24 protein-coding genes are annotated in these 23,684 nt (G+C 74.8%); 6 read left to right on the top strand and 18 right to left on the bottom strand.

The genetic code is table 11. The features are described from left to right. Nucleotides 1-37: 37 nt before the first annotated feature. The 6 genes from yajC to pdxT form a co-directional block, all read right to left on the bottom strand. The gene (gene yajC, locus V5D56_RS13520) at nucleotides 38-493 is read right to left on the bottom strand and encodes a preprotein translocase subunit YajC (protein WP_435735819.1); all 456 of its coding nucleotides are present in this window, start codon (nucleotides 491-493) and stop codon (nucleotides 38-40) included. 204 nt (nucleotides 494-697) lie between these two features. Beyond that, the gene (gene ruvB / locus V5D56_RS13515; protein ID WP_435735818.1) at nucleotides 698-1,771 is read right to left on the bottom strand and encodes a Holliday junction branch migration DNA helicase RuvB; all 1,074 of its coding nucleotides are present in this window, start codon (nucleotides 1,769-1,771) and stop codon (nucleotides 698-700) included. 2 nt (nucleotides 1,772-1,773) lie between these two features. Next, nucleotides 1,774-2,406, bottom strand: coding sequence for a Holliday junction branch migration protein RuvA (gene ruvA / locus V5D56_RS13510; RefSeq protein WP_435735817.1), 633 nt, complete (start codon nucleotides 2,404-2,406; stop codon nucleotides 1,774-1,776). A gap of 133 nt (nucleotides 2,407-2,539) precedes the next feature. Next, the gene (ruvC, locus tag V5D56_RS13505) at nucleotides 2,540-3,103 is read right to left on the bottom strand and encodes a crossover junction endodeoxyribonuclease RuvC (protein ID WP_435735816.1); all 564 of its coding nucleotides are present in this window, start codon (nucleotides 3,101-3,103) and stop codon (nucleotides 2,540-2,542) included. 199 nt (nucleotides 3,104-3,302) lie between these two features. After that, nucleotides 3,303-4,064: a YebC/PmpR family DNA-binding transcriptional regulator gene (locus V5D56_RS13500; protein WP_435735815.1), complete on the bottom strand. Its 762-nt coding sequence runs from the start codon at nucleotides 4,062-4,064 to the stop codon at nucleotides 3,303-3,305. Between the two features lie 6 nt (nucleotides 4,065-4,070). Then, a complete protein-coding gene (pdxT, locus tag V5D56_RS13495) occupies nucleotides 4,071-4,694 on the bottom strand; it encodes a pyridoxal 5'-phosphate synthase glutaminase subunit PdxT (protein ID WP_435735814.1) in 624 nt (207 codons plus the stop codon). Between the two features lie 37 nt (nucleotides 4,695-4,731). On the opposite strand from pdxT, the gene V5D56_RS13490 reads away from it, so the two are divergent. After that, nucleotides 4,732-5,406 carry a hypothetical protein gene (locus tag V5D56_RS13490; RefSeq protein WP_435735813.1) on the top strand — a complete coding sequence of 225 codons (675 nt, stop codon included), beginning with the start codon at nucleotides 4,732-4,734 and terminating at the stop codon, nucleotides 5,404-5,406. A gap of 82 nt (nucleotides 5,407-5,488) precedes the next feature. On the opposite strand, the gene V5D56_RS13485 is transcribed toward V5D56_RS13490, so the two are convergent. From V5D56_RS13485 to V5D56_RS13435, 11 genes are all read right to left on the bottom strand, one after another. Then, nucleotides 5,489-6,055: an NUDIX hydrolase gene (locus tag V5D56_RS13485; RefSeq protein ID WP_435735812.1), complete on the bottom strand. Its 567-nt coding sequence runs from the start codon at nucleotides 6,053-6,055 to the stop codon at nucleotides 5,489-5,491. 52 nt (nucleotides 6,056-6,107) lie between these two features. Next, nucleotides 6,108-6,983 carry a pyridoxal 5'-phosphate synthase lyase subunit PdxS gene (pdxS, locus tag V5D56_RS13480; RefSeq protein ID WP_435739039.1) on the bottom strand — a complete coding sequence of 292 codons (876 nt, stop codon included), beginning with the start codon at nucleotides 6,981-6,983 and terminating at the stop codon, nucleotides 6,108-6,110. Nucleotides 6,984-7,243: 260 nt separating this feature from the next. Beyond that, nucleotides 7,244-7,894, bottom strand: coding sequence for a hypothetical protein (locus tag V5D56_RS13475; protein WP_435735811.1), 651 nt, complete (start codon nucleotides 7,892-7,894; stop codon nucleotides 7,244-7,246). Then, nucleotides 7,891-9,102: a glycosyltransferase family 4 protein gene (locus tag V5D56_RS13470; RefSeq protein ID WP_435739038.1), complete on the bottom strand. Its 1,212-nt coding sequence runs from the start codon at nucleotides 9,100-9,102 to the stop codon at nucleotides 7,891-7,893. The genes V5D56_RS13475 and V5D56_RS13470 overlap by 4 nt, the downstream gene beginning before the upstream one ends. Before the next feature lie 2 nt (nucleotides 9,103-9,104). Beyond that, the gene (locus V5D56_RS13465; protein ID WP_435735810.1) at nucleotides 9,105-10,121 is read right to left on the bottom strand and encodes a phosphatidylinositol mannoside acyltransferase; all 1,017 of its coding nucleotides are present in this window, start codon (nucleotides 10,119-10,121) and stop codon (nucleotides 9,105-9,107) included. A 2-nt stretch (nucleotides 10,122-10,123) separates the two neighbouring features. Further along, a complete protein-coding gene (gene pgsA, locus V5D56_RS13460; protein WP_435735809.1) occupies nucleotides 10,124-10,795 on the bottom strand; it encodes a phosphatidylinositol phosphate synthase in 672 nt (223 codons plus the stop codon). Continuing rightward, on the bottom strand, nucleotides 10,795-11,394 hold the full coding sequence (locus V5D56_RS13455) for an HIT family protein (RefSeq protein ID WP_435735808.1): 600 nt from the start codon (nucleotides 11,392-11,394) through the stop codon (nucleotides 10,795-10,797). Before V5D56_RS13455 ends, pgsA begins: the two co-directional genes overlap by 1 nt. Nucleotides 11,395-11,431: 37 nt before the next feature. Beyond that, nucleotides 11,432-13,402 carry a threonine--tRNA ligase gene (thrS, locus tag V5D56_RS13450; RefSeq protein WP_435739037.1) on the bottom strand — a complete coding sequence of 657 codons (1,971 nt, stop codon included), beginning with the start codon at nucleotides 13,400-13,402 and terminating at the stop codon, nucleotides 11,432-11,434. Between the two features lie 233 nt (nucleotides 13,403-13,635). Continuing rightward, on the bottom strand, nucleotides 13,636-13,863 hold the full coding sequence (locus V5D56_RS13445) for a hypothetical protein (protein WP_435735807.1): 228 nt from the start codon (nucleotides 13,861-13,863) through the stop codon (nucleotides 13,636-13,638). 123 nt (nucleotides 13,864-13,986) lie between these two features. Continuing rightward, on the bottom strand, nucleotides 13,987-15,633 hold the full coding sequence (locus tag V5D56_RS13440) for a CHAD domain-containing protein (RefSeq protein ID WP_435735806.1): 1,647 nt from the start codon (nucleotides 15,631-15,633) through the stop codon (nucleotides 13,987-13,989). A 125-nt stretch (nucleotides 15,634-15,758) separates the two neighbouring features. Continuing rightward, a complete protein-coding gene (locus tag V5D56_RS13435) occupies nucleotides 15,759-16,931 on the bottom strand; it encodes an alpha-D-ribose 1-methylphosphonate 5-triphosphate diphosphatase (RefSeq protein ID WP_435735805.1) in 1,173 nt (390 codons plus the stop codon). A gap of 253 nt (nucleotides 16,932-17,184) precedes the next feature. Between V5D56_RS13435 and V5D56_RS13430 the strand changes: the two genes are divergently transcribed. Genes V5D56_RS13430 through V5D56_RS13415 form a run of 4 tightly spaced genes read left to right on the top strand, consistent with a single transcriptional unit; the run spans nucleotide 17,185 to nucleotide 21,687 of the window. Next, on the top strand, nucleotides 17,185-18,180 hold the full coding sequence (locus tag V5D56_RS13430; protein ID WP_435735804.1) for a phosphate/phosphite/phosphonate ABC transporter substrate-binding protein: 996 nt from the start codon (nucleotides 17,185-17,187) through the stop codon (nucleotides 18,178-18,180). Nucleotides 18,181-18,233: 53 nt separating this feature from the next. Further along, nucleotides 18,234-19,010, top strand: a complete 777-nt coding sequence (gene phnC / locus V5D56_RS13425) for a phosphonate ABC transporter ATP-binding protein (RefSeq protein WP_435735803.1) — start codon at nucleotides 18,234-18,236, stop codon at nucleotides 19,008-19,010. Next, complete coding sequence (phnE, locus tag V5D56_RS13420) at nucleotides 19,007-20,656, top strand: phosphonate ABC transporter, permease protein PhnE (protein WP_435735802.1); 1,650 nt, start codon at nucleotides 19,007-19,009, stop codon at nucleotides 20,654-20,656. The genes phnC and phnE overlap by 4 nt, the downstream gene beginning before the upstream one ends. After that, on the top strand, nucleotides 20,632-21,687 hold the full coding sequence (locus V5D56_RS13415) for a zinc-binding dehydrogenase (protein ID WP_435735801.1): 1,056 nt from the start codon (nucleotides 20,632-20,634) through the stop codon (nucleotides 21,685-21,687). The genes phnE and V5D56_RS13415 overlap by 25 nt, the downstream gene beginning before the upstream one ends. Nucleotides 21,688-21,716: 29 nt before the next feature. On the opposite strand, the gene V5D56_RS13410 is transcribed toward V5D56_RS13415, so the two are convergent. Continuing rightward, a complete protein-coding gene (locus V5D56_RS13410) occupies nucleotides 21,717-22,424 on the bottom strand; it encodes a GntR family transcriptional regulator (RefSeq protein ID WP_435735800.1) in 708 nt (235 codons plus the stop codon). Between the two features lie 65 nt (nucleotides 22,425-22,489). Here V5D56_RS13410 and V5D56_RS13405 point away from each other — a divergent pair, with 65 nt between their 5' ends. Further along, nucleotides 22,490-23,671, top strand: a complete 1,182-nt coding sequence (locus V5D56_RS13405; RefSeq protein ID WP_435735799.1) for a TIGR03364 family FAD-dependent oxidoreductase — start codon at nucleotides 22,490-22,492, stop codon at nucleotides 23,669-23,671. The last annotated feature ends 13 nt before the right edge of the window (nucleotides 23,672-23,684 follow it).

Raw genomic sequence — 23,684 nt, 5'->3', positions numbered from 1 at the left:
TCGCGTCAGTCCGGCCGCGCGTGCGGCCGGCGGGTGGTCACTTGCTGTCCGTGCCCTCGTCGCGACGGTCGCGGTCCTTGTCCGCCTGCTCGTCGGTGAGGCCGGACAGGTCGTCGGGGACGACGAGGTCGTCGGCGTCGTCCTTCGACGAGCCGGAGGAGATGCTAGCCGCACTGCCGTAGGCGGCGGCCGGCTCCTCGCCGTCGGCGAGCTCCTCGGTCTCCTCCTCGACGGGCGTGTCGACCCGCTTGGCGATCGCCGCGCGCAGCCAACGCGTCTGCGCGCCGGGCGTGGACTCGATGGTGATGATGTCCGCCTCGTCGTCGACGTCGACGATCGTGCCGAACATCCCCGAACCCGTCATGACCTCCTGGCCCGGAGCGAGCTCGGAGCGGAAGTTCTGGGCCTCGCGCTGCTGCTTGCGGGTGCGGCTGGTCATGAGGAACATCGCACCGGCCGCGAGGGCGAGGATGAGGATGAAGCTGATATCCATGACGGGGTCTCACGTGTCCTGTTCGTCGGCGGGGGTCTGCGCGGCAGTCTAGGCGCGCGCGCACGGTTCCCCAACGAGCCGTTCGACCGTGGAGTTCCCCGCAGGTCCGTCCAGTCTAGGCCCTCCACGGGCCGCCCTGTGACGGCCGTCACGGGCGCTCCGGGCGGTGCGGGCAGCGGGACGCCGTGCGAACCCGGTCGGCCGTCAGGTGTCGAAGAGCGTCCCGCTGTCGCGGGGAGGGGTCAGCCCGAGGTGCGCCCACGCCGCGGGCGTCGCGACGCGACCTCGTGGCGTCCGTCCGATCAGTCCCTCGCGGACGAGGTACGGCTCGGCGACGGTCTCGACCGTCTCGGCCTCCTCACCGACCGTGACGGCGAGCGTCGTCAGGCCGACCGGGCCGCCGTTGAACCGGGTGCACAGCGCCGTGAGCACCGCGCGGTCGAGCCGGTCGAGCCCGATGGGGTCCACCTCGTAGACCTCGAGCGCGGCGCGCGCCGCGCGCAGGTCGAGGCTGCCGTCGCCCCGGACCTGCGCCCAGTCGCGCACACGACGCAGGAGGCGGTTGGCGATGCGGGGGGTCCCGCGGGAACGGCCGGCGATCTCGTGGGCCGCGTCGGGGTGGAGCGCGACGCCGAGCAGTCCGGCGGACCGCGTCAGCACACGCTCGAGCTCCTCGCCCGAGTAGAAGTCGAGGTGACCGGTGAAGCCGAACCGGTCGCGCAGCGGGGCGGGCAGCAGGCCCGCGCGCGTCGTCGCGCCCACGGCCGTGAACGGCGGCAGGCTCAGCGGGATCGCGCTCGCGCCCGCTCCCTTCCCGACCACCACGTCGACGCGGAAGTCCTCCATCGCCATGTAGAGCAGCTCCTCCGCGGGCCGCGCGAGGCGGTGGATCTCGTCGATGAACAGGACCTCGCCCTCCTCCAGCGACGACAGCACCGCGGCGAGGTCGCCCGCGTGCTGGATCGCCGGCCCCGAGGTCACGCGCAGGGATGCGCCGAGCTCGGCGGCGATGATCATCGCCAGGGTCGTCTTGCCGAGCCCCGGAGGGCCGGAGAGGAGCACGTGGTCGGGCGCGCTGCCGCGCGCGAGCGCGGCCTGGAGCACGAGCGAGAGCTGGTCGCGCACGACCCGCTGCCCGACGAACTCCTCGAGCCGTCGTGGGCGCAGCGCCGCCTCGGCCGCGCGCTCGAGGTCGTCGGCCCCCGCCGCGACGATGCGCTCGGAGACGAAGCCGTCCTCGGGGTAGCTGCCGGGACCGACCCGGTCGAAGTCCGCCATCGTCAGCCTCGCTGTCCGCCGAGCACGCGCAGCGCCGCGCGCAGGGCGCCCGCCACGTCTGCCGTCTCGACGACGTCGACCCCGGCATGGGCGAGGACCGTCGCGACGGCGTCGTCGGCCGCCTTGACGTTCCAGCCGAGCCCGACGAGAGCCTCGACGACCTGGTCCCGGCGGTCGTCGACGGTGGCCGACGCACCGGTCCCGGATCCCGTGGCGGGCGCGTCGGCCCCCGTCGGCGCGCCCAGCTTGTCGCCGAGCTCGAGCGCGATGCGCTGGGCGCCCTTGTTCCCGATGCCGGGGACGCGGACGAGCGCGGCGATGTCCGCGCCCGCGACGGCACGCCGCAGCGCGTCGGGCGTGTGCACGGCGAGCATCGCGAGCGCGAGACGCGGGCCGACCCCGCTGACGGTCTGCACGGTCTCGAAGACGGAGCGCTCGTCGTCGTCCGCGAAGCCGAAGAGCGTGAACGAGTCCTCGCGCACGACGAGGCTCGTGGCGAGCCGCGCGGTCTCCCCCACGCGCAGCGTGGCCAGCGTCGCGGGCGTGGCGTGCACGAGGTAGCCCACTCCCCCGACCTCGAGCACCGCCCGGTCGAGCTGCACGCTCGCCACCGTCCCGCTCAGCGACGCGATCACGCAGGGTCCTCCGATCGACGGCCACCGGGCCCGTGGGGCACGGCGGACGGGCGTGCCCGCGCGGAACGAGTCACGGCACGAGCGGTACGAACAGGTGTACGACGGGTCACTCTAGCCCGGGGGTCCGACGCGGCTACGCACGTCCGCGGCGCGCCGTGCGCTCCGCGGCCGCCCACGCGCGCTGGGCGGGGGTGAGCTCGTGCCGCTCGCCGCCCTGCAGCGCGCCGGAGGGCCGCCACAGGTGGCAGATCGCGAGCGCGAGCGCGTCGGCGGCGTCGGCCGGCTTCGGCAGCTCCGCCAGCCCGAGGATGCTCGCGACCATGCGCTGCACCTGCTCCTTGCCGGCCCGCCCGCTCCCCGTGACGGCGGCCTTGACCTCCGACGGCGTGTGCAGCGCGACCGGCACCCGACGGCGCGCCGCCGCGACCATCGCGAGCCCGGCGACCTGCGCGGTCCCCATCACGGTGCCGACGTTGTTCTGCGCGAACACGCGCTCGACCGCGACGACGTCGGGCACGTGCTCGTCGAGCCACGCGTCGAGCCGCTCCGAGATCCGCAGCAACCGCAGGTCCACACTGATCTCCGGGTCCGACCGCAGCACCCCGACGGCCACCATCTCGGCCTTGCGCCCGGGCAGCGAGTCGACGACCCCCACGCCGCACCGGGTCAGTCCAGGGTCCACTCCGAGCACGCGCACCCCGTCACCCTTTCACGAGAGAGCGACACTTCCGGCGCACGACGCGGCCGGCGAGCCGACAGCAGCGTGGCGGGGTGGGGTGCGCGCGGTCGTGGCGGGCCTGGCGGGAGCGGCGCGAGGGACGAGCGACGCGGATGGTAGACCGCGCGCACCCCACCCCGTCACGCACCCAGGGTGAGCGAGGCGGGAAGGCCTGCGCTCAGTCGTCGTTCTCGAGCTCCGCCATGACCTCGTCCGACGCGTCGAAGTTCGCGTAGACGTTCTGCACGTCGTCGCTGTCCTCGAGCGCGTCGATGAGGCGCAGGATCTTGCGCGCGCCCTCGGCGTCGACCTCGACCTCCATGGACGGGTGCCACACGGAGTCGGCGGAGTCGTACTCGAGGCCCGCGTCCTGGACGGCGGTGCGCACGGCGACGAGGTCGCTCGCCTCGCACAGCACCTCGATGACCTCGCCGGAGTCGGTGACGTCCTCGGCGCCCGCGTCGAGCGCGGCGAGCATCACGTCGTCCTCGGTGACGCCGTCTGCCTTGGGCACGACGACGAGGCCCTTGCGCGAGAACAGGTAGGAGACCGAGCCCGGGTCGGCGAGGCTGCCGCCGTTGCGGGAGAACGCGGTCCGCACCTCTGCGGCGGCGCGGTTCTTGTTGTCGGTGAGGCACTCGACGAGGACGGCGATGCCGTTGGGACCGTAGCCCTCGTACATGATCGTCTGGTAGTCGACGGCGTCGGCGCCCTCGCCGGACCCGCGCTTCACGGCGCGGTCGATGTTGTCGTTCGGGACGGACGACTTCTTCGCCTTCTGGACGGCGTCGAAGAGCGTCGGGTTGCCGGCCAGGTCACCGCCGCCGGTGCGCGCCGCGACCTCGATGTTCTTGATGAGCTTCGCGAAGAGCTTGCCGCGCTTGGCGTCGATGGCCGCCTTCTTGTGCTTGGTGGTGGCCCACTTGGAGTGCCCTGACATGCGTTCCTACCCCTTCGCGATCTGGACGAACCGCTCGTGCACGCGCGCGTCGCCGGAGATCTCCGGGTGGAACGACGTGGCGAGCAGCGGTCCCTGCTGTACTGCGACGATCCTACCGGCGGCTGCGTGGGGGATCCCCGGCGTGCTCGCGTCCGGGATGCGGGCCAGGACCTCGACGCCCGGTCCGACGTCCTCGACCCAGGGTGCGCGGATGAACACCGCGTGGACCGGGCGTTCGTCCCCGGGCAGCCCGGCGACGGCGAGGTCGGTCTCGAACGAGTCCACCTGGCGACCGAACGCGTTGCGTCGCACGGTCACGTCCAGGCCCCCGATCGTGCGCTGGTCGGCGGTGCCGCCGAGGATGCGGTCGGCGAGCAGGATCATGCCGGCGCACGAGCCGTAGACCGGCAGGCCCTCGGCGATGCGCGCCCGCAGGGGCTCGTCGAGCTCGAAGATCCGCAGGAGCTTGTCGATGGTCGTCGACTCGCCGCCCGGGAGCACGAGCCCGTCGACCTGCGCGAGCTCCTCGGGTCGGCGCACGCCGACGGTGCGGGCGCCCGCGGACTCGAGCGCGGTGCGGTGCTCGCGCACGTCGCCCTGGAGGGCGAGGACCCCGATCGTGATCGTCACGAGGGGTGATGATACGTCGGCCGATAGGGTCGTCGGCGTGACGTACCCCTCTGCTGCGCAGCCCGGTCCCCCGTACGGCGCCCCCGCGCCCGCGTGGGGCGGCCCGCCCCCGGCGTCGTCGACGCCGCGTCGCCCGCCTCGCGGGGCGACGGTGCTCATCGTCGCGGGTGTCGTCGTGCTCGTGGGCGCGCTCGTCGCCGGGGTGCTCGGCGTGACCCTGTTCCTGCGCGCGATCCCGACCGGCGTCGTCGAGAGCGGGGGTTCGCCGGGGTCGGCGGCGATCGCGTCCGGCGCGGTGCCGGGCGAGGCGGACGTCGCCGTCACCGACGGGGAGCCCTACACCGTCTGGGCGGTCGGCGGCCCCGGGGACACGGCCTTCGCCGCGGGCGACGTCACGGTGACGTGCGACGGCACCTCCCTGCTCGTCGACGCGCCGGCCGTGACCGGTTCGTCGGGTGCGGGCACGACGTCGGCCGAGACCGTCGCGGAGTTCACGGCGACCGGCGACGGCACGTGCACGGTGTCGGTCACGACCACCGACGGCACGGGTGCCGAGTCCTTCGTCGTCACGGAGGGCTGGCGCTTCGGCGAGTTCTTCGCGACCGTGGGTGGCACGGTGCTGCTGTGGATCGTCGCGATCGGGGGCGGGCTGCTCGGGCTCGGCCTGCTGCTGGGTGGCATCGTGTGGCGCGTCGTGGCGCGCCGCGCCTGAACCCGGCGGCCCCGCTCTGCCCTACCCGGCCCTGCCCGGCCCTGCCCGGCACTGCTCCGGGGCGCGCGGCACCGCGCGGGAGTCAGTGCTCGCGCGCGAGCCCGAGGTGCCGGGTCACTCCGTCCCAGCCGCGGAGCAGGGGCCGCACGAGGTCGACGAGCCCTTCGGGGAAGACCTCGATGTCGACGCGCGCGAGCTCGTCGAGGTCCCACCACCGCATCTCGTCGACGACGTCGAGCTCGACGTCCGTCCATCCGTCGCGGCTGAGCTCCTCGCCCGCGAGGACCTCGCCGTGCAGCCGCGCGAGGTAGATGACCTCGTCCTGGCGGCAGTGCTGCCGGTAGAAGTCGAAGACCGCGCTGCGCGTGTAGACCGGCCCGACGAGCGCCGTGGGGTCGAGCGCGATCCCGGTCTCCTCGCGCACCTCGCGCAGGGCAGCCGCGGCGTCGTCCTCGCCGTCGTCGATGCCGCCGCCGACGGTGAACCACCACGACCGCTCGGGCTGGTCGACGTCGTGCCCCCGGACGAGGAGCACGCGGTCGGCGTCGTCGAGCAGCACGACGCGCGCGCCGCGCCGGAAGTAGAGGCCGTCGTCCCCGAGCACCCAGTCGGGGCCCAGGGACGACGGCGCGTCCGTCCGGTCCGTCACCGCGACGCCCGGCGGCCCGGTCCCGGCGGCGTCGGCACGTGCGCGAGCAGGGTCACCAGCCGCGCTCGGCGAGGCGGTGCGGCACGGGGATGTCGTCGACGTTGATGCCGACCATGGCCTCGCCGAGGCCGCGGGACACCTTGGCGATCACGTCCGGGTCGTCGTAGAACGTCGTCGCCTTGACGATCGCCGCGGCACGCTCCGCCGGGTTGCCCGACTTGAAGATGCCGGAGCCCACGAAGACGCCCTCGGCGCCGAGCTGCATCATCATCGCCGCGTCCGCCGGGGTCGCGATGCCCCCGGCGGTGAACGTGACGACCGGCAGCTTGCCGGTGGCGGCGACCTCCTTGACGAGCTCGTACGGCGCCTGCAGCTCCTTCGCGGCGACGAACAGCTCGTCCTCGGGCAGCGACGTGAGGCGACGGATCTCGCCGCGGATGGTCCGCATGTGGGTCGTCGCGTTCGACACGTCGCCGGTGCCGGCCTCGCCCTTGGAGCGGATCATCGCCGCGCCCTCGGTGATGCGTCGCAGCGCCTCACCCAGGTTCGTCGCGCCGCACACGAAGGGCACGGTGAACTGCCACTTGTCGATGTGGTTCGCGTAGTCCGCCGGGGTGAGGACCTCGGACTCGTCCACGTAGTCCACGCCCAGCGACTGGAGCACCTGCGCCTCGACGAAGTGCCCGATGCGCGCCTTCGCCATCACGGGGATCGAGACGGCCGCGATGATGCCGTCGATCATGTCGGGGTCCGACATGCGCGAGACGCCGCCCTGGGCGCGGATGTCGGCAGGGACGCGCTCGAGCGCCATGACCGCGACGGCGCCGGCGTCCTCGGCGATCTTCGCCTGCTCGGGGGTGACGACGTCCATGATGACGCCGCCCTTGAGCATCTCCGCCATGCCGCGCTTGACCTTCGCGGTACCCACGGCACCGCCCGCCGCGGCCGCGGCACCTGCGGGGACGTTCTCGGCGGGGACGTTCTGCTCGGACACGTTGGTCACCGGTACCTCACACGTTCGGTTCGAGGGAGCGCACGGCCGTCGCGAGGCGGACGGCCGGGCCTCCGCGGGTCGCGCCGCGGCCCCGACAGGAGGAGAGACGCCGGTGGGAGCGGTGCGTGCGCGGTGGCGGGCACATGCTCGCACACCACGACCATCCTACTGCGGCGCGTCCGGGCCCTCGATGCTCAGGAGGTGCCGGCCGCGGGCTCCAGAGGACGCCCGAGACCGGGCGGCCAGGCGTCGTCGAGCTCGACGGTCGCGGGCATCGGCGCATGGCCCGCGAGGCGGAACAGCCGGACCCACCACTTGCCCCGGACGCGCTGCGCCTGGGCGACCGCCTCGTTGTGGAAGCGGCGCGCGAGCTGGGCCCGGTACCAGGCCGCCGAGAGGTTGCGCAGGAGCTCGTCGCCGGCCGGGTCGTCGCGCAGCTCCGCGACGTCCTCCGCGTCCTCGAGGGCCGAGCGCAGCGTCGCCGACAGGTCGGACTCGGCGAGAGCGCGCGACGGCGCCATGCCGCCGAGCAGCCGCCTCGGGCGCGGCGCGTCCTGCGTCCCGAGCCCCGGGACGCTCTCGACGAGACGCCGCGCGTCCGCGTCGTCGTCCAGCACGGCGTGCGCGGCCTCGGCGAGGAGCACCGAGGTCACCGGGTCGAGCTCGGCAGACGCCGCGAGGTCGACGGCGGCGGACGCCCGCCGCACGAGCTGGGCGTCGAGCGCGAGCCGCGAGGCCATGACCTTGCGGTGCAGGCGGTCGAGCCGCGACGCGGCGACCCACAGGAGCCAGCCGACGAGCACCGCGACGGCCACGACGAGGATGGCGATCTCCGACCAGGTCACGCGCGTGCCTCCTCGTCCCGGTCGCCGCGCGCTCGTCCGAGCAGGCGGCCGCCGCGGCGCGACCGCGGGTCCTCGTGCACCGGGATGACCGCCTCGGACGCGGCGAGGACCATCTCGTACACGGCGAGCACCTCCGCGGTGACGGCGGACCAGTCGAAGCGCCGGACGAACTCCCGCGCCCGGTCGCGGAAGGCCTCGCGTCGTCCGGCGTCGGCGAGGACCTCGACGACCGTCGCCGCGAGCGCCGCCCCGTCCCCGACGGGGAACAGCGCTCCGGCCTCCCCGTCGTCGAGCACGCGGCGGAAGGCGCCGAGGTCGCTCGCGACGACGCACGCACCCGCGCTCATCGCCTCGACGAGCACGATGCCGAAGCTCTCCCCGCCGGTCTGGGGGGCGATGTACAGGTCGACGGAGGCGAGCATGCTCGCCTTGTCCTCGTCGCTCACGCCGCCGAGGAACTCGACCGACGACGCGTGCTCGCCGAGCGCCGCCACGGCCTCGTCGCGGCCGGCGTCGCCGCGGCCGGCGACGAGGAAGCGCGCGCCGGGCACCTCGGCGAGGATGCGCGGGATCGCGTCGGTGAGGACGGGCAGACCCTTGCGGGGCTCGTCGAGACGGCCGAGGAACCCGATGGTCGGCGCGTCCGGCGTCCCCTGCCAGCGGGGCTGCGGCGTGGCGTCCGCGAACGTGTCGACGTAGACTCCGTTGGGGATGACGACGGCGTCCCCGCCGAGGTGCTCGACGAGCGTGCGCCGCGCGTCCTCCGAGACCGCGATGCGGGCGTCGATCTTCTCGAGGCTCTGCCGCACGAGCGGGTAGGCGACCTGCAGCGCGCGCGAGCGCACGAGCGACGTGTGGAACGTGGCGACGATGGGTCCCTGCGCCGTCCAGAGCGCGCTCATCGACAGGGACGGGTTGACGGGCTCGTGCAGGTGCAGGACGTCGAACCGGCCGGCGTCGAGCCAGCGCCGCACGCGGCCGATCGTCCGCGGGCCGAACGTCACGCGTGCCACGGACCCGTTGTAGCGCACCGGGATGGCGCCGCCCACGGGGGTGAGGTACTCGGGGACCGGGGTGTCGTCGTCCGCGGGCGCGAGCACGGAGACCTCGTGGCCCTGGGCGATGAGCGCCTCGGCCAGGTCGCGCACGTGGAACTGCACGCCGCCCGGTGCGTCGAACGAGTACGGGCACACGATGCCGACGCGCAGGCTCATGCGGCGGGCTCCGGGTCGCCCTGTGCCGTGGCGGCGGGGTGCTCGTCCACGGTGGCGGGGCGCTCGCCCGCCGCCGCCTGCGTCCGGGCGTACCGCTCGGGGTCGAGGTCCTCGACGAAGACCTTCTGGAGCATGTGCCAGTCCTCGGGGCGCTCTCCGAGAGCCACGGAGAGGGCGTCGACCCAGCCCTGGGTCGCGGCGGCGACGCGCTCGGAGCGGGGGACGTCCGCGGGAACCTCGACGCTCGGGAAGAAGCGGATGACGATCCCCCACGGGGTCCCGGCCGCGCGGCGTCGGGCACCGCGCAGGCGCTCGTAGGAGATGCCCGCCGGGATCAGCGGCGCCCCGGTCGTGACCGCGAGGGCCGCCGGCCCGGCGGCCACCCGGGCCCGGCGCCCGAAGAGGTCGACCTCGACGCCCCGCGCGGTGAGGTCGCGGTCGGCGAGGAGCGGGATGATCCGCCCGGGGCGGCGTGCCCCGCGCACGAGCTCCCGGAAGACGTCGCCGTCGCCGAGCGCGAGGATCTCGAGACCGATCCCGGTCCGGAACGCGAGGAACTCCTGGAACACCTCCTCCGGCTCGAGCCGCTCGGCCACGGTGAGGACCGGTGCGAGGTGCCGCGTCGCCCACGCGCCCGCGAGGTCCCAGTTGCCCTGGTGGGAGAGCGCGAGCACAGGGCTGCGGTCGCCGTCGAGGTGCTCACGGAGGTTCTGCTCGCCGATCACGCGCACACGCGCCGCGACCTGCTCGGGCGTCCACGCGGGCAGCGTGAACGCCTCGCGGTAGTACCGCATGTAGGAGCGCATGCCGGCGCGCGACAGCCGTCGCAGCGCCCGGTCGCCCAGGCCCGGGCGCACGCGCGCGAGGTTCTTCTCGAGCTGGCGGACACCCCCGCCGCGCAGGAGCCACGTGACGTCCGCGACGGCGGTGAACACGCCGCGCAGGATCGGCTCGGGCACCTTGTGGGCGTTGCGCCACGCGAAGGTGAAGGCCTTGCCGGTGTCGATCCCCATCGTCAGCGGGCACCTTCCGTCTCGTCGGTCCGTCCGTCGTCGCCGGCGGCGAGCGCGAGCGCCTGGCGGCGTACCGTCGCCACGCGCTGCACGATCGTCACGGCGCTCGCGACGGCGAGCAGGCCGAGGACGACGACCAGCACGACGGGCGGCACACCCAGCCCGACGAGCCCCGCCGCCACGAGGGCCGCGACGAGCCGGTCGGCGCGCTCCGCGATCCCGACCTGCGCCGTCATGCCCACGCTCTCGGCCCGCGCGCGGGCGTACGGCACGACGGCGCCCAGCGCGAGGCACGCGAGCGCGACGCACGTCCCCCAGGCGGCGAGGTCGGGCGTGAGGCGCGCGTCGTCGGCCCGCACGAACCAGAGCAGGAGCCCCGCGAACAGGGCGGCGTCCGCGAGCCGGTCGAGGGTGGAGTCGAGGAACGCGCCCCACGGCCCGGACCGGCCGGCGCGGCGGGCCATGACGCCGTCGAGCACGTCGGAGAACGCGAAGACCATGACGACCATGGTCCCGGCGAACAGGTGGCCGGTCGGGAAGAGCCAGAGCGCCCCGACGACGACGCCGAGCGTCCCCGCGACGGTCACCGCGTCGGGGCTCACGCCGAGGCGCAGCAAGAGGGCGGCGAGCGGGGTGAACAGGCGGGTCGTGAGGGCGCGCAGGCGGCCGAACATCAGGCGTCCCCTCCCGTCGGCGTGCCGGCGGTCGGGTCGTCGTGACCGGCCGCGGGCCACGCCGCGGCGAGCTTCGCGCGCGTGTCGGCGAGCAGCTCGGGCACGGCCTTCGTGTGCGCGACGACGGGCAGGAAGTTCGCGTCGCCCGTCCACCGCGGCACGACGTGCTGGTGCAGGTGCGCGGCGATGCCCGCGCCGGCGACTGCCCCCTGGTTCATGCCCAGGTTGAAGCCGTCGGGCCCGGACACCGCGCGCACGACGCGCATCGCGGTCTGCGTGAGCCCCGCGACCTCGGCCGTCTCCGCCTCCGTGAGGTCGGTGTAGGCCGAGACGTGCCGGTAGGGCACGACCATGAGGTGGCCGGGGTTGTACGGGTAGAGGTTGAGCACGGCGTAGGCGGCCTCACCCCGCGCGACGATCAGCCCGTCCTCGTCGGAGCGGGACGGGATGCGGCAGAACGGGCACTGCCCCGCGGTGTCGTCGGTGGGCTTGTCCTGCCCACCGACGTACACCATGCGGTGCGGCGTCCAGAGCCGCTCGAGACCGTCGTCGAACCGCGGGTGGTCCCCCGGCGGCTCGACCGTCGCGTCGCCGTCCACTCCCGACCGTCCTCTCGCGTCGTCCCCCACCGCGGCGTCAGACCTGGACGCGGTCGCGCACCGCGGTCACGATGCGCTCGATCGCCTCGGCGACCGGCACGCCGTTGTCCTGGCGGCCGTCGCGGTAGCGGAACGACACGGCCCCCGCCTCGACGTCCTCGCCGCCGGCGATGAGCGTGAAGGGGACCTTCTGCGTGCTCGCGTTGCGGATCTTCTTGCCGAACCGGTCGTCGGAGTAGTCGACCTCCGCCCGGATGCCCTGCGCACGCAGCTGCGCGACGACGTCGGCCAGGTAGTCGTTGAACGGCTCCGCGACGGGGACCGCGACGACCTGGACCGGGGCGAGCCACGCCGGGAAGGCACCGGCGTAGTGCTCGAGCAGCACGGCGAAGAAGCGCTCGATCGACCCGAACAGCGCGCGGTGGATCATCACCGGGCGCTGGCGCGAGCCGTCCGGCGCGGTGTACTCGAGCTCGAACTTCTCCGGCAGGTTGAAGTCGAGCTGGATCGTCGACATCTGCCACGTGCGCCCGATCGCGTCCTTGGCCTGGACGGAGATCTTCGGCCCGTAGAACGCGGCGCCGCCCGGGTCGGGCACGAGGTCGAGGCCCGACGCCGTGGCGACCTCCTCGAGCGTGCGGGTCGCCTCCTCCCACGTCGCGTCGTCGCCGACCGACTTCTCGGGGTCGCGCGTCGAGAGCTCGAGGTAGAAGTCGTCGAGCCCGTAGTCCTTGAGGAGGTCGAGCACGAACGTGAGGAGCGAGGTGAGCTCGTCGCGCATCTGCTCGCGCGTGCAGTAGATGTGGGCGTCGTCCTGCGTGAAGCCGCGCGCACGGGTCAGGCCGTGCACGACGCCCGACTTCTCGTACCGGTACACCGTGCCGAACTCGAACAGACGCAGCGGGAGCTCGCGGTACGAGCGGCCGCGCGCGTCGAAGATGAGGTTGTGCATCGGGCAGTTCATCGGCTTGAGGTAGTAGTCCTGGCCGGCGCGGCGCACGGTGCCGTCGTCGTCCAGCTCCTCGTCGAGGTGCATGGGCGGGTACATGCCCTCGGCGTACCAGTCGAGGTGGCCCGACACCTGGAACAGCTTCGCCTTGGTGATGTGCGGGCTGTTGACGAACGAGTAGCCCGCCTCGACGTGCCGCTTGCGCGAGTACTCCTCCATCTCGGAGCGGATGATGCCGCCCTTGGGGTGGAAGACCGCGAGGCCGGAGCCGATCTCGTCCGGGAAGGAGAAGAGGTCCATCTCGCTGCCGAGGCGGCGGTGGTCGCGGCGCTCGGCCTCGGCGAGCCGCTCGAGGTACGCCTTGAGCTCGTCCTTGGTGGGCCACGCCGTGCCGTAGATCCGCTGGAGCTGCGGGTTCTTCTCGCTGCCGCGCCAGTACGCGGCGGCCGAGCGCATGAGCTGGAACCCGTTGCCGATGAGCTTCGTCGACGGCAGGTGCGGCCCGCGGCACAGGTCCTTCCAGACCACGGTCTCGCTCTCGCGTCCGGCACCGCGCACGTTGTCGTAGATCGTCAGCTCGCCGCCGCCGACCTCGACGCTCGCACCCTCGGTGTCCTCCGCCGCGCCGCCCTTGAGCCCGATGAGCTCGAGCTTGTACGGCTCACCGGCGAGCTCGGCCCGCGCCTCGTCCTCGGTCACGACGCGGCGGCGGAACGTCTGGCCCTCGCGCACGATGCGCGCCATGGCCTTGTCGAGCGCCTTGAGGTCCTCGGGCGTGAAGGGCGTCTCGACGTCGAAGTCGTAGTAGAAGCCGTCGGTGATGGGCGGCCCGATGCCGAGCTTCGCGTCCGGGTTCACCTGCTGGACCGCCTGGGCGAGGACGTGCGCCGCGGAGTGGCGCAGCACGGACAGCCCGTCGGGCGAGTCGATCGTGACGCCCTCGACCTCGTCGCCCGGGGCGAGCGCGGTGTCGAGGTCCTTGAGCGCGCCGTTCACGCGCACGACGACGACGTCGCGGCGGTCGGCGAAGAGCTCCGTGCCCGTCGTCGCCGTCTCCACCGTGACGGTCCCGTGGTCGGGGGCGGTGGTGACTGGTGGCTGGACGACGTCCGACACGTGCTGCTCCTTGCAGGCGGGAGGACGCCGTGGCGTCCTCGGTGAGCGGTCATCGAGGCTCGCGGCCGGAGCCGGGCGCTCGAAGGGGCGCCGTCGTCGACGGCGCCCCTCGATCGTACCGACCCGCGCACGCGGGACGAACCGGATACCTCCGGGACCGCGCGCGGCGTCGGGCGTCAGCTCCCCTCGGCTCCCCTGCCCGGGACGTCGCGGCGGTCGGCGTCGTCCCCGTTCGCCTGCTTCGCCTTGTCGGCCAGCGTGTCGACGTGCTTGTCGACGGAGTCCGGCGCGACGCCCTTGATCGCTCCCGCGACCTGGTCGATGCGCTCGTCGGTGAGGAACTCCTTGGCCTGGCCCAGGAGGTCGCCCAGACCGCCTTCCTTCTTCGGGTCCTGCTCCGTCATGACAGCTCTCCCTGCTGTGCGCCACGTGTCGGCGCGGTGGACCCGCGCCCGTCAGCACGCTAGCCGCGTGCCGCACGGTGTGCCACGGCACGGCGCCGACGGCCGGCCTCTCGGCCTGGCGGGTCAGCCCCTCGTCCAGCGGCGGTGGCGCCTGCGACGTGCCCTCTCCCACGCGTCGTCGCCGTCCGCGAGCGCCCGGTCGGCGCGCTCGCGCTCGATCCCGACGAGCAGCCCGTAGCTGAACCCGTTCTCCCCCGAGAGGTTCGCGCGCATCCCCAGCTCGCGCAGCGTCCGCGCGAGCGCGACCGCGTCGTGGTGGTCGCCGAGCGCGTCCTGCACCGCCTCGAGGCGGCGGGCGAAGCGCGCGGCGTCCTTGCCGATCGCCGGCGCCATCGACTCCCCCGCGTACCGGGCGCGCTTCGCCGCCTTGCGCACGTCGTGCAGCAGCTCCTCGCGGCGCTCCCCGTCCGCCGCTGCCGCGGCCCTGGCCCGACGGCGCGTGCGCTTCCAGGCCGTGCGGGCGAGCGCGGGCAGGACGTCCCCGGCGGGGTCGGCGGCCCGGTCGGTGAGGGGCGGGTCGTCGGCGAGGTCCTCGAGAGCCGTCAGCAGGTCGAGGTAGCGGTCCTCGCCCATCTGCGCGACGGCCGTGCGCAGCGCCTCCCGGTAGCGGGCGTCGAGCTCGTCGACGACGCGCGCCCGCACCGGCCCGACCACGAGCTCGTCCGGCAGCCGGTCGAGCACCTCGCGGATCCGGTCCCGGGCGACCTCGGCGTCGCGCGCCTCGCCCAGCGCGCGTCCCCACCAGCGCAGCTCGTCCCGCACGGGCTCGGTGGCCTCGCGGTCGAGGAGCGGCCGGAACGTCGCCAGCGCGCTGCGCAGCCGCCGGGCCGCGACGCGGGCCTTGTGCACCGCGTCCGGCGCGTCGCGGCGCACGTCGGGGTCGCGGTCCAGGAGCGCGTCGACCTGCTCGCGCAGGTAGCGCACGACGACGGCGCCCGCCGAGCCGTCCCGGTCGCGGTCGGTCGTGCGCGCCTCGCGCGCGGCGAGCACCGCGTCGCCGAGCGCGCGGGAGAGCTTCGGTCCGCTCGGCTCCGTCCGGGCGCCGGAGTCGACGAGCGCGCCGACGACCGTGTCGAGCAGCGACCGCGGGTCGTCGGTCTCGTGCCCGGCGGGCAGGACCTCGACCTCGACCTCGCGCCACGCGTCGGTGCGGTGTCCTCGGTGCCCAGGGCCCGGCGCGGCGTTCGTCCCCGGCGCGGCGTCGGCGTCCTCCTCGGGCGCCGACGACGGGCCGGGGACGAGCCGTTCCGTGGCGACCCGGTCGTCGGCGACCTCGACGAGCCCCGCGCCCTGCGCGTCACGCAGCACCACGACGCGTCGTTCGGTCCGCAGGCGACCGACCGGCACGAGCGGTGCGCGACGCGTCAGGCCGGCGACGAGGGAGACGAGGTCGTCCGGTGGTCGCGGGGCGTCGTCAGGCCCCGCGAGCTGCTCGGGCAGCTCGCCGCCGCCGTTCCCGAGGGGTCGGCGCTCCTCGTCGCGCGCGTCACCGGGTGCCGGCAGCTTGAGGTGCCACCCGGCGTCGTCACCACCCGTGCGACGTCGCAGGGTCACCCCGCGGGCGAGCAGCCGCAGGTCCGGCGTGTCGTAGTAGAGGGCGTCGAGGTGCACGGTCCTGGCGCGTGAGACGGTCGTGCCGCCGAGCTCCAGGTCGGGCACGGTCCAGTCGTCCGGTGCGCTCAGGGTGCGCTCCTGCTCGCGGTAGGCCATCCGTCCTCCGTCCGTCGGCGCGGTCGGGCCGGTCGTCTCCCGACCCTAGGAGCGCTCCGGCCTCGTCGCACGCAGGCCGCCGGCGATGGCGCGCGGACGGACGGGCCCGGCACCCACGCACCGTCTCAGGCCCGGGAGCGCAGCGTCGCCGCGACCGAGAGCCACCCACCGCGCGGTCGCGCCAGGACCAGGTCCGCCCGGGCGCCCGGCACGAGCGAGCCGCGGTCGTCGAGGCCCGCGGCCCGGGCCGGGCCCGACGTCACGAGCGCGACGGCGCGCGGCAGCGTCGCGAGCCCCTCGCGCACGAGGACGTCCACCGCTGCGAGCATCGTCGCCGGGACGTAGTCCGACGCGAGCGCGTCGACCAGACCGAGCGCGACGAGCTCACGGGCCGACACGTTCGCGGTGTGGGACGCCCCGCGCACGACGTTCGGCGCGCCCGCGACGACCGACAACCCCGCCGCGTGCGCCGCGCGGGCGGCGACGAGCGTCGTCGGGAACTCCGCGACGGCGCCCCCGCGTGCCGCGAGCGCCTCGACGTCCTCGGCCGTCTCGGGGTCGTGCCCGGCGAGACGGACCCGACCCGCGCGGGCGAGGGAGCCGAGCCAGTCGAGCGTCGACGCCGCGACCTCGGACCGTTCCTCCCGGTCGGAGCGCCACCGCGCGACGTGCTCGTGCGCACCGGCCGCAGACATCCCCGCGCGCTCGACGAGCCAGCGCTCCATGGTCTCGGGACGCGCGTACTGCCCGATGCCGGGCGTGTGGTCCTCGTGGGACACGAACGGCGGGACCCCGGGCGCGCCGTCCGCCGGCCGATCTCCCAGGGCGGCACGCAGCTCCGCCACCGCGGACGGGCACCGGATGTCGACCCGGTGCAGCACGCGAGCACCGTCGTCGTGCGCGCCGTCGACCGCGAGCGCCGCGAGCACCTCCGCGGGCTCGGGCTCGCCCGCGGGCAGCCCGACGGGTGTGCGCTCTCCGTAGGCGACGCCGTGGAACGCCGTGAGGACTCCGGCGGTCGCGAGGCGGTCGGTCGCGGTGCGGACCGCCAGGTCGAGCGGGAGCCGGGCACCCGGACGGGGCCGCGCCTCGTGCCCGAGCACGTCGGTGTGCACGTCGACGAGCCCGGGCAGGCACAGCGCGCCACCGCCGCGGAGCTCCGCCCGGCTCCCCGGCGGAGCCACGCCCACGTCCACGACCCGGCCGTCCCGCACGACGACCCGCGCGTCCTCGACGACCCTGTCGGGCAGCACCGCGACGATGTCGTCGAGCGTGAAGTCGCGGGGCGCGCGGCTCACGTCGCGGATCTCCCTCCGGGGCTCGTCGTGGGGCTCGTCGCGGGGCTCGTCGCGGGGCTCGCTGGAGGCTCCTGCCGCTCGGGTCGGGGCGGTGGCAGCGATCGGTGGGGGCATGGCGGCATGTTGTCCGGACGACCTGGCGAGACGGTGAACGACCGTTCATGCCCCGTTCACCGTCCCAGGGCCGGCGGTTCTCCCGGCTCTCCCAGACTCCTCGACGGCGCCCACCCCCGGGACGCCCCTCGAAGACGTCATGACCGGAGACGACGACATGAAGACGACCACCACCACCTTCGCCGCCGTGGCGCTCGCCGGCGTCACGGCGCTCACGCTCTCCGCGTGCGGCGGGACGAGCGCCGCGTCGGACACGTCCGACACCACCACCGCCGCGGGCTTCCCCGAGGTGCTGCGCCTCGGTGCGATCCCCGCCGAGAACTCGACCGACCTCGCCGCCGGCTACGAGCCGATCATCGCGATGCTCGAGGAGGAGACCGGCGCCACGGTCGAGGTGAGCCAGGCGTCCGACTATGCGGGCGTCATCGAGGGCCTCATCGCGGACAAGGTCGACATCGCGTTCCTCGGCTCGTTCGCCTACGTCATCGCGACGCACAACGACGCGGCGATCACGCCGCTCGGCGCGGTGATCGAGGAGAAGGGCGCCGAGCCGGGCTACTACTCGCTCGGCATCACGCAGGGCGACAACGCCGACATCGACGGCCTGGAGGACTTCGAGGGCCGCAGCGTGTGCTTCGTCGACCCCGGCTCGACGTCCGGGTTCCTCTACCCGAGCTCGGGCCTGATCGACGCGGGCGTCATCGAGTCGGGCACGGAGAAGGACCTCGCCGCGGGCGTGCAGCCCGTCTTCGCGGGCGGCCACGACGCGTCGGCGCTCGCCGTCGCCGCCGGCGACTGCGAGGCGGGCTTCGCGATGCAGTCGATGGTCGAGGAGACGCTGCCCGCCGCGGGCGACCTCGCCGAGGGCGACCTCAAGGAGGTCTGGAAGTCCCCGAAGATCTCCGGGTCGCTGTTCGTCGGCAACGACGCGCTCGGCGAGGAGAACATCGCCACGCTGACCGAGCTCATCACGGAGAAGGCCAACTCGGAGTACCTGCTGTCGCAGGGCTTCTGCGACGGCGAGTGCCTGCTCACGGACGAGGACGCGTGGGGTTTCGCTCCCGCGGCCGACGCCGACTACGACGGCACGCGCGAGGTCTGCACGCTCACCAAGTCCGACAAGTGCGAGGGCTGACGGTGCCTCCCGCCCTCGGTTCCCCCGCACGTCCGACGGCGGGCGAGCCTCTCGTGAGCGTCCGTGGTCTCGTCAAGGAGTTCGACGGGACCACGGCCCTCGCGGGGGTCGACCTCGACGTCGCGCGCGGCGAGCTGCTCGTCCTGCTCGGGCTCTCGGGCTCGGGCAAGTCGACGCTCCTGCGCTGCCTGAACGGCCTGCACCGCCCGACGTCGGGCGAGGTGCAGGTGGCCGGCACGCGTGTCGACCGGGCCTCGTCGCGCGAGCTGCGCCGCCTGCGCACCGAGGTGGGCTTCGTGTTCCAGCAGTTCAACCTCGTCGGCCGGCTCACGTGCCTCGAGAACGTGCTCGTCGGCGGCCTGGGTCGCGTGCGCGGCCCGCGGTACGGCATCTCGACGTACCCGCGCCGGATGCGCGCGGAGGCGCTGGCCCACATCGAGCGCGTCGGCCTCGCCGACCAGGCGTACCAGCGCGCCGACACGCTCTCCGGCGGGCAGCAGCAGCGCGTCGCCATCGCGCGCACGCTCATGCAGCGCCCACAGCTCGTCCTCGCGGACGAGCCCGTCGCGTCGCTCGACCCCGAGAACGCCGGCGCCGTGATGGACCTGTTCGTCCGCGTGTGCGCCGAGGAGGGGCTGACCGTGGTGTGCACGCTGCACCAGGTCGACCTGGCGCTCGGCTGGGCGGACCGCCTCGTCGGTCTGCGGCACGGAGAGAAGGTGCTCGACCGCCCTGCGGCCGGGCTCACCAAGGACGAGGCGATGGCGATCTACCGGCGCGTCGCGCCGGGGACGCCGGCCGAGCCCGTGGCCGTCGGGGCGAGCGCGTGACGGCCCCGGCACCGGCGCCCGACCGTCCGCTGCGGGCACCGGCGTGGTCCGCCTCGTCGCCCCCGGACGGCCGACCCGGCGGCGCGCTCCCCGCACGGCCCCGGCGGACCCGGCAGCAGCGCACGCTGCGCTGGCTCGCCGGCGGGTCGGTGCTGCTCACCCTCGTCGCCGCGTCGTCGATCGGCCTCGACCTCCCGACGCTCGTCGCGGGCGGCGAGGACGTGGCGAACCTCGTCGAGCGGATGATGCCGCCGCGGCTGGACGACCCGGCCCGCGTCGCGACGCTCGCGCTCGACACCGTCCTCATGGCGTTCCTCGGCACCGTGCTCGCCACGGTCCTGTCCGTGCCGCTCGCGTTCCTCGCCGCGCGCACGACGACGCCGCACCCCCTGGTGGCGACGGTCGCCCGCGGAGTCATCACGTTCTGCCGCGCGGTGCCGGACCTCGTGTTCGCCGTGCTCTTCGTCCGGGCGTTGGGCCTCGGCATCCTGCCGGGCGTCCTCGCGCTCGCGCTGCACTCCGTCGGGATGCTCGGCAAGCTCTTCGCCGACGCGATCGAGGACGCCGACCCCGGGCCGCGCGAGGCGGTCCGCAGCGTGGGCGTCGGCCGGCTGCGCGAGCTGCTCAACGGCGTCGTGCCCCAGGTGGTGCCGTCGTGGATCTCCGCGTTCGTCTACCGCGTCGACATCAACCTCCGCACGTCCGTCGTGCTCGGGTTCGTCGGGGCCGGCGGCATCGGGTTCGCGCTCCAGGACGCGCTGCGCGGTCTCGTGTACCCCAAGGCGCTCGGGATCGTCGCCGTGATCCTCGCGCTCGTGGCCGCCATGGAGCTGGTGTCCATGGCCCTCCGGCGCTCGCTGCTCGCGCCGCGGCGGCCGCGCTACCACCGCGACCGGGCAGTGCGCCTCGCGTCGGGCGCCGCGGCGCTCGCGCTCACGGTCTTCTCGTTCGTCCGGCTCGACATCGACCCGCGCGAGCTCGTCACGTCGATACCCGACCTGTTCGCCGTCGCCGGGCGGATGGTCCCGCCCGACCTCACGTCGCTCGGCCCGGCCCTGTGGGAGGCGATGCTGCAGACGCTCGCCATCGGGCTCGTCGCCACCGGCATCGGCGTCGTCCTGTCGCTCCCGCTCGGCCTCCTGGCCGCGCGGACGGTGGCACCGCACCCCGTGGTCCACGCGGCGGCCCGCACGACGATCCTCGTCGTCCGGGCGATCCCCGAGCTCATCCTCGCGGTCGTGTTCGTCGCGGCGGTCGGGCTCGGCCCCGTCGCGGGGGCGATGGCGCTCGGCATCGGGTCGATCGGCTTCCTCGGCAAGCTCGTCGCCGACGCCGTCGAGGAGATCCCGACCGACGCCGCCGAGGCCGTGCGGTCCGTGGGCGGCGGGTGGTGGAAGGTCCTGTTCTCCGCCGTCCTCCCCCAGGGCATGCCGTCGATCGTCGGCTCGTCGCTGTACCTCCTGGACGTCAACATCCGCACGTCCACGATCCTCGGGATCGTCGGCGCGGGCGGGGTCGGCTTCCTGCTCTTCGAGGCGATCCGGACCCTCCACTTCGAGGTGGCCGGCGGGATCGTCCTGCTCGTGTTCGTCGTCGTCCTGCTCATCGAGAGGCTCTCCGGATGGATCCGCGCACAGCTGACCTGACCACCGTCGCGCTCTGGGAGGGCGGCGACGTGGTCCGTCTGACCGAGGTCCCGCTGCCCGAGCTCAAGCCGCGCGAGGTCCTCGTCCGCGTCCGCCTCACGACCGTGTGCGGCAGCGACCGGCACACGGTGTCGGGGCGCCGGTCGGCGCCCGCCCCGTCGGTCCTCGGGCACGAGGCCGTGGGCGAGGTCGTCCGGCTCGGGCCGGACGCACCGCTCGGCGACGACGGCGCACCGCTGACCGTGGGCGACCGCGTCGTGTGGGGCGTGACCGTGGCGTGCGGCGTGTGCGACCGCTGCCTCGCGGGCCGCAGCGCGAAGTGCCGTGCGGTCCGCAAGGTGGGGCACGAGGCGTTCGCGTCCGAGTGGCCCCTCAGCGGCACCTACGCACGCCACGTCGTCCTGCCCGACGGCGCGACGCTCGCCCGGGTGCCCGACGGCCTGCCCGACACGGTCGCCGCCCCCGCGGGCTGCGCGACCGCCACCGTCATGGCGGCCGTCGAGGCGGCAGGACCGCTCGACGGACGGCGCGTGCTCGTCAGCGGCGCGGGGATGCTCGGCATCACGGCCGTCGCTGCGGCACGGGACGCGGGCGCCGCGGAGGTCGTCGTGACCGACCCCGACCCCGGCCGCCGCGTCCTCGCGCTCCGGTTCGGCGCGACGTCCGCGCGTGCCACCGACGAGCCGGTGGGTCTCGTCGACGTCGCGATCGAGCTCTCGGGCGCGAGCGCCGCCGTCGCTCGCGCCCTCGACGTCCTCGACGTCGGCGGTCGCCTGGTCCTCGCGGGCTCTGTGGCGCCCGGCCCCGCGGTGCCGCTCGACCCCGAACGGGTCGTGCGCGGCTGGCTCACCGTGACCGGCGTGCACAACTACGAGCCGCGCCACCTGCGCGCCGCGCTCGACCTGCTCTCCCGGACCCGGGACGTCGTCCCGTGGCACGAGCTCGTGACCCCCGCGGAGGACCTCGCCGCGGTCGGCGCGCTGCTGACCGGGCCGCCCGGCACCGCCCCGCGTGCGGCGGTCGCGCCGTGAGGGCGCCCGCCCCGCCGGCTCCCGCGGTCTCAGCCCTCGCCGAGCTCGACGACGACCCGCACCGCGTCCGCGCGCACCCACCGCTCGGTCGACAGCAGCGGTCGCCCGTCGACGGCGTCCCGCGCGAGGCTCGCGATGAGCCACGCCGGGTCGCCCGGCCGGCAGCCGAGGCCCGTGCTCGCCTCCTCGGGGGCGGACTCCATGCTGGCGCGCGTCCAGGCGCGCTCCGGCAGCACGCGAGCCGTCGAGCGCAGGATCGCGTCCAGCGACTCCTCGTGCCGCAGGGCCGCGGGCAGCTCCGGCACCAGGCTCGTCGTGAGCCACTCCACGCCCCAGGCCGCGGGCATCCCGTCGATGAACGACCGGCGCACCAGGCGGAACCCCGGCGTCCCCGGCTCGCAGCCGAGCGCTGCGGCGACGTCGTCAGGCAGCGGCACCTCGTCGCACGCGAGGACGACGGCGCGCGGCGTCGCACCGGCCTCCCGCAGGGTCCGGCTCCACGACGGGGCACGGCCCGGCGCGACGAGGTAGTCGACCCGACGCCGCGTGAACGTGCCGACACCCTGGATGCGGCTCACGAGCATCCGGCGCTCGAGCTCCTCGAGCGCCGCGCGCGCGGCCGCGCGGCCGACGCCGAACCTGCTCCCGACGTCCGCCTCCGACGCGACACGGCTCCCGGGCGGGAGCCGGGACAGCTCGTCGGAGAGCACACGCACGATCTCGGTCGACCTGGTCACGGGCGGACCGTACCCGGACCGGATGGCCCGCAGGTGAACAGCACCCGCGGCACGGAGAGGACACCATGAGCACGAGCGTGAGCACGAGCCCCCCGGAGCAGCGCCGCGCGCGGCACGCCGGCGGCCACGTCGTCGTGGTCGGCGCGGGCGTCGTCGGCCTCGGTGTCGCCGCCGAGGCGTATCGGCGCGGCCACCGCGTGACCGTGGTCGAGCAGGCGGCGGGCGTCGTCGGCTCGTCCGTCCAGAACTTCGGCCACGTCTGCGTCGCGGCGCAGGCCGGTCAGGCCAGGGCCTACGCGCTCGCCGCGCGCGATCGCTGGCTGGCCCTCGGCGAGGCCGCGGGCTTCCGGGTCGCGCGGACGGGGACGCACGTCGTCGCCCGGACGTCCGCCGAGCTGCGCCTGCTCGCCGAGCTCGCCGAGCAGCGCGGCGACGACGAGGTCCGCCTCCTCGACGCCGACCGTGCCCGGGCGGCCCTGCCCGTCCGGGCGGACGCCGTCGTGGGCGGTGCGTTCCTGCCGCTCGACCTGCAGGTAAACCCACGGACCGCCGCACCGGCGCTCGCCGCGTGGCTCGAGGCCCGCGGCGTGCGGTTCCTGTGGCGCACCGCGGCGCGTGCGGTGTCGACCGGACGCGTCGAGACGACGCGCGGCCCGCTGGCCGCCGACCTCGTCGTCGTCGCGACGCACCACGACCTGGACCGCCTGCTGCCCGACGTCGCCGTCGAGGCCGGTCTCCGCAGGTGCCGCCTGCACATGCTGCGGGTCCGGCCCGGGACCCCGGTACCGCTCACGACGCCGCTCCTCACCGGCTGGTCGACGGTCCGGTACGCGGCGCTCGCGGCGTGCCCCTCGGCGGCCGACGTCGCCGCCGAGCTCGCGGCGGCGGACCCCGACGGCGCCGCCTGGGACGTCAACCTCATGACCACGCCGCAGGAGGACGGGACGCTGATCCTCGGCGACACGCACGTGCGCGACGTCGACGCGCCCGTGTTCCAGGACGAGGCCGGATACGACGTCCTCCTGCGCCTCGCGGCCGACCTGCTCGGCCGCGACGACCTGCGCGTCGTCGAGCGCTGGCAGGGCACGTACGCGACCGCGCCCGACCGGGAGGTCCTGCTCGTCGAGCCGGAGCCGGGCGTCCACGTCGCGACGCTCACCACGGGCATCGGCATGACGACGGGCCTCGGCCTCGCCGTCGACGTGCTCGACCGCGCGGGACTCGAGCACGTCACCGCGGGCGCCTGAACCCACCGCACAC

It is taken from the genome of Cellulosimicrobium sp. PMB13, from assembly GCF_051294865.1.
Lineage (GTDB): Bacteria > Actinomycetota > Actinomycetes > Actinomycetales > Cellulomonadaceae > Cellulosimicrobium.
Note: the sequence above shows the minus strand (reverse complement) of the source record. Positions and strands in the feature narration are given on the sequence as shown.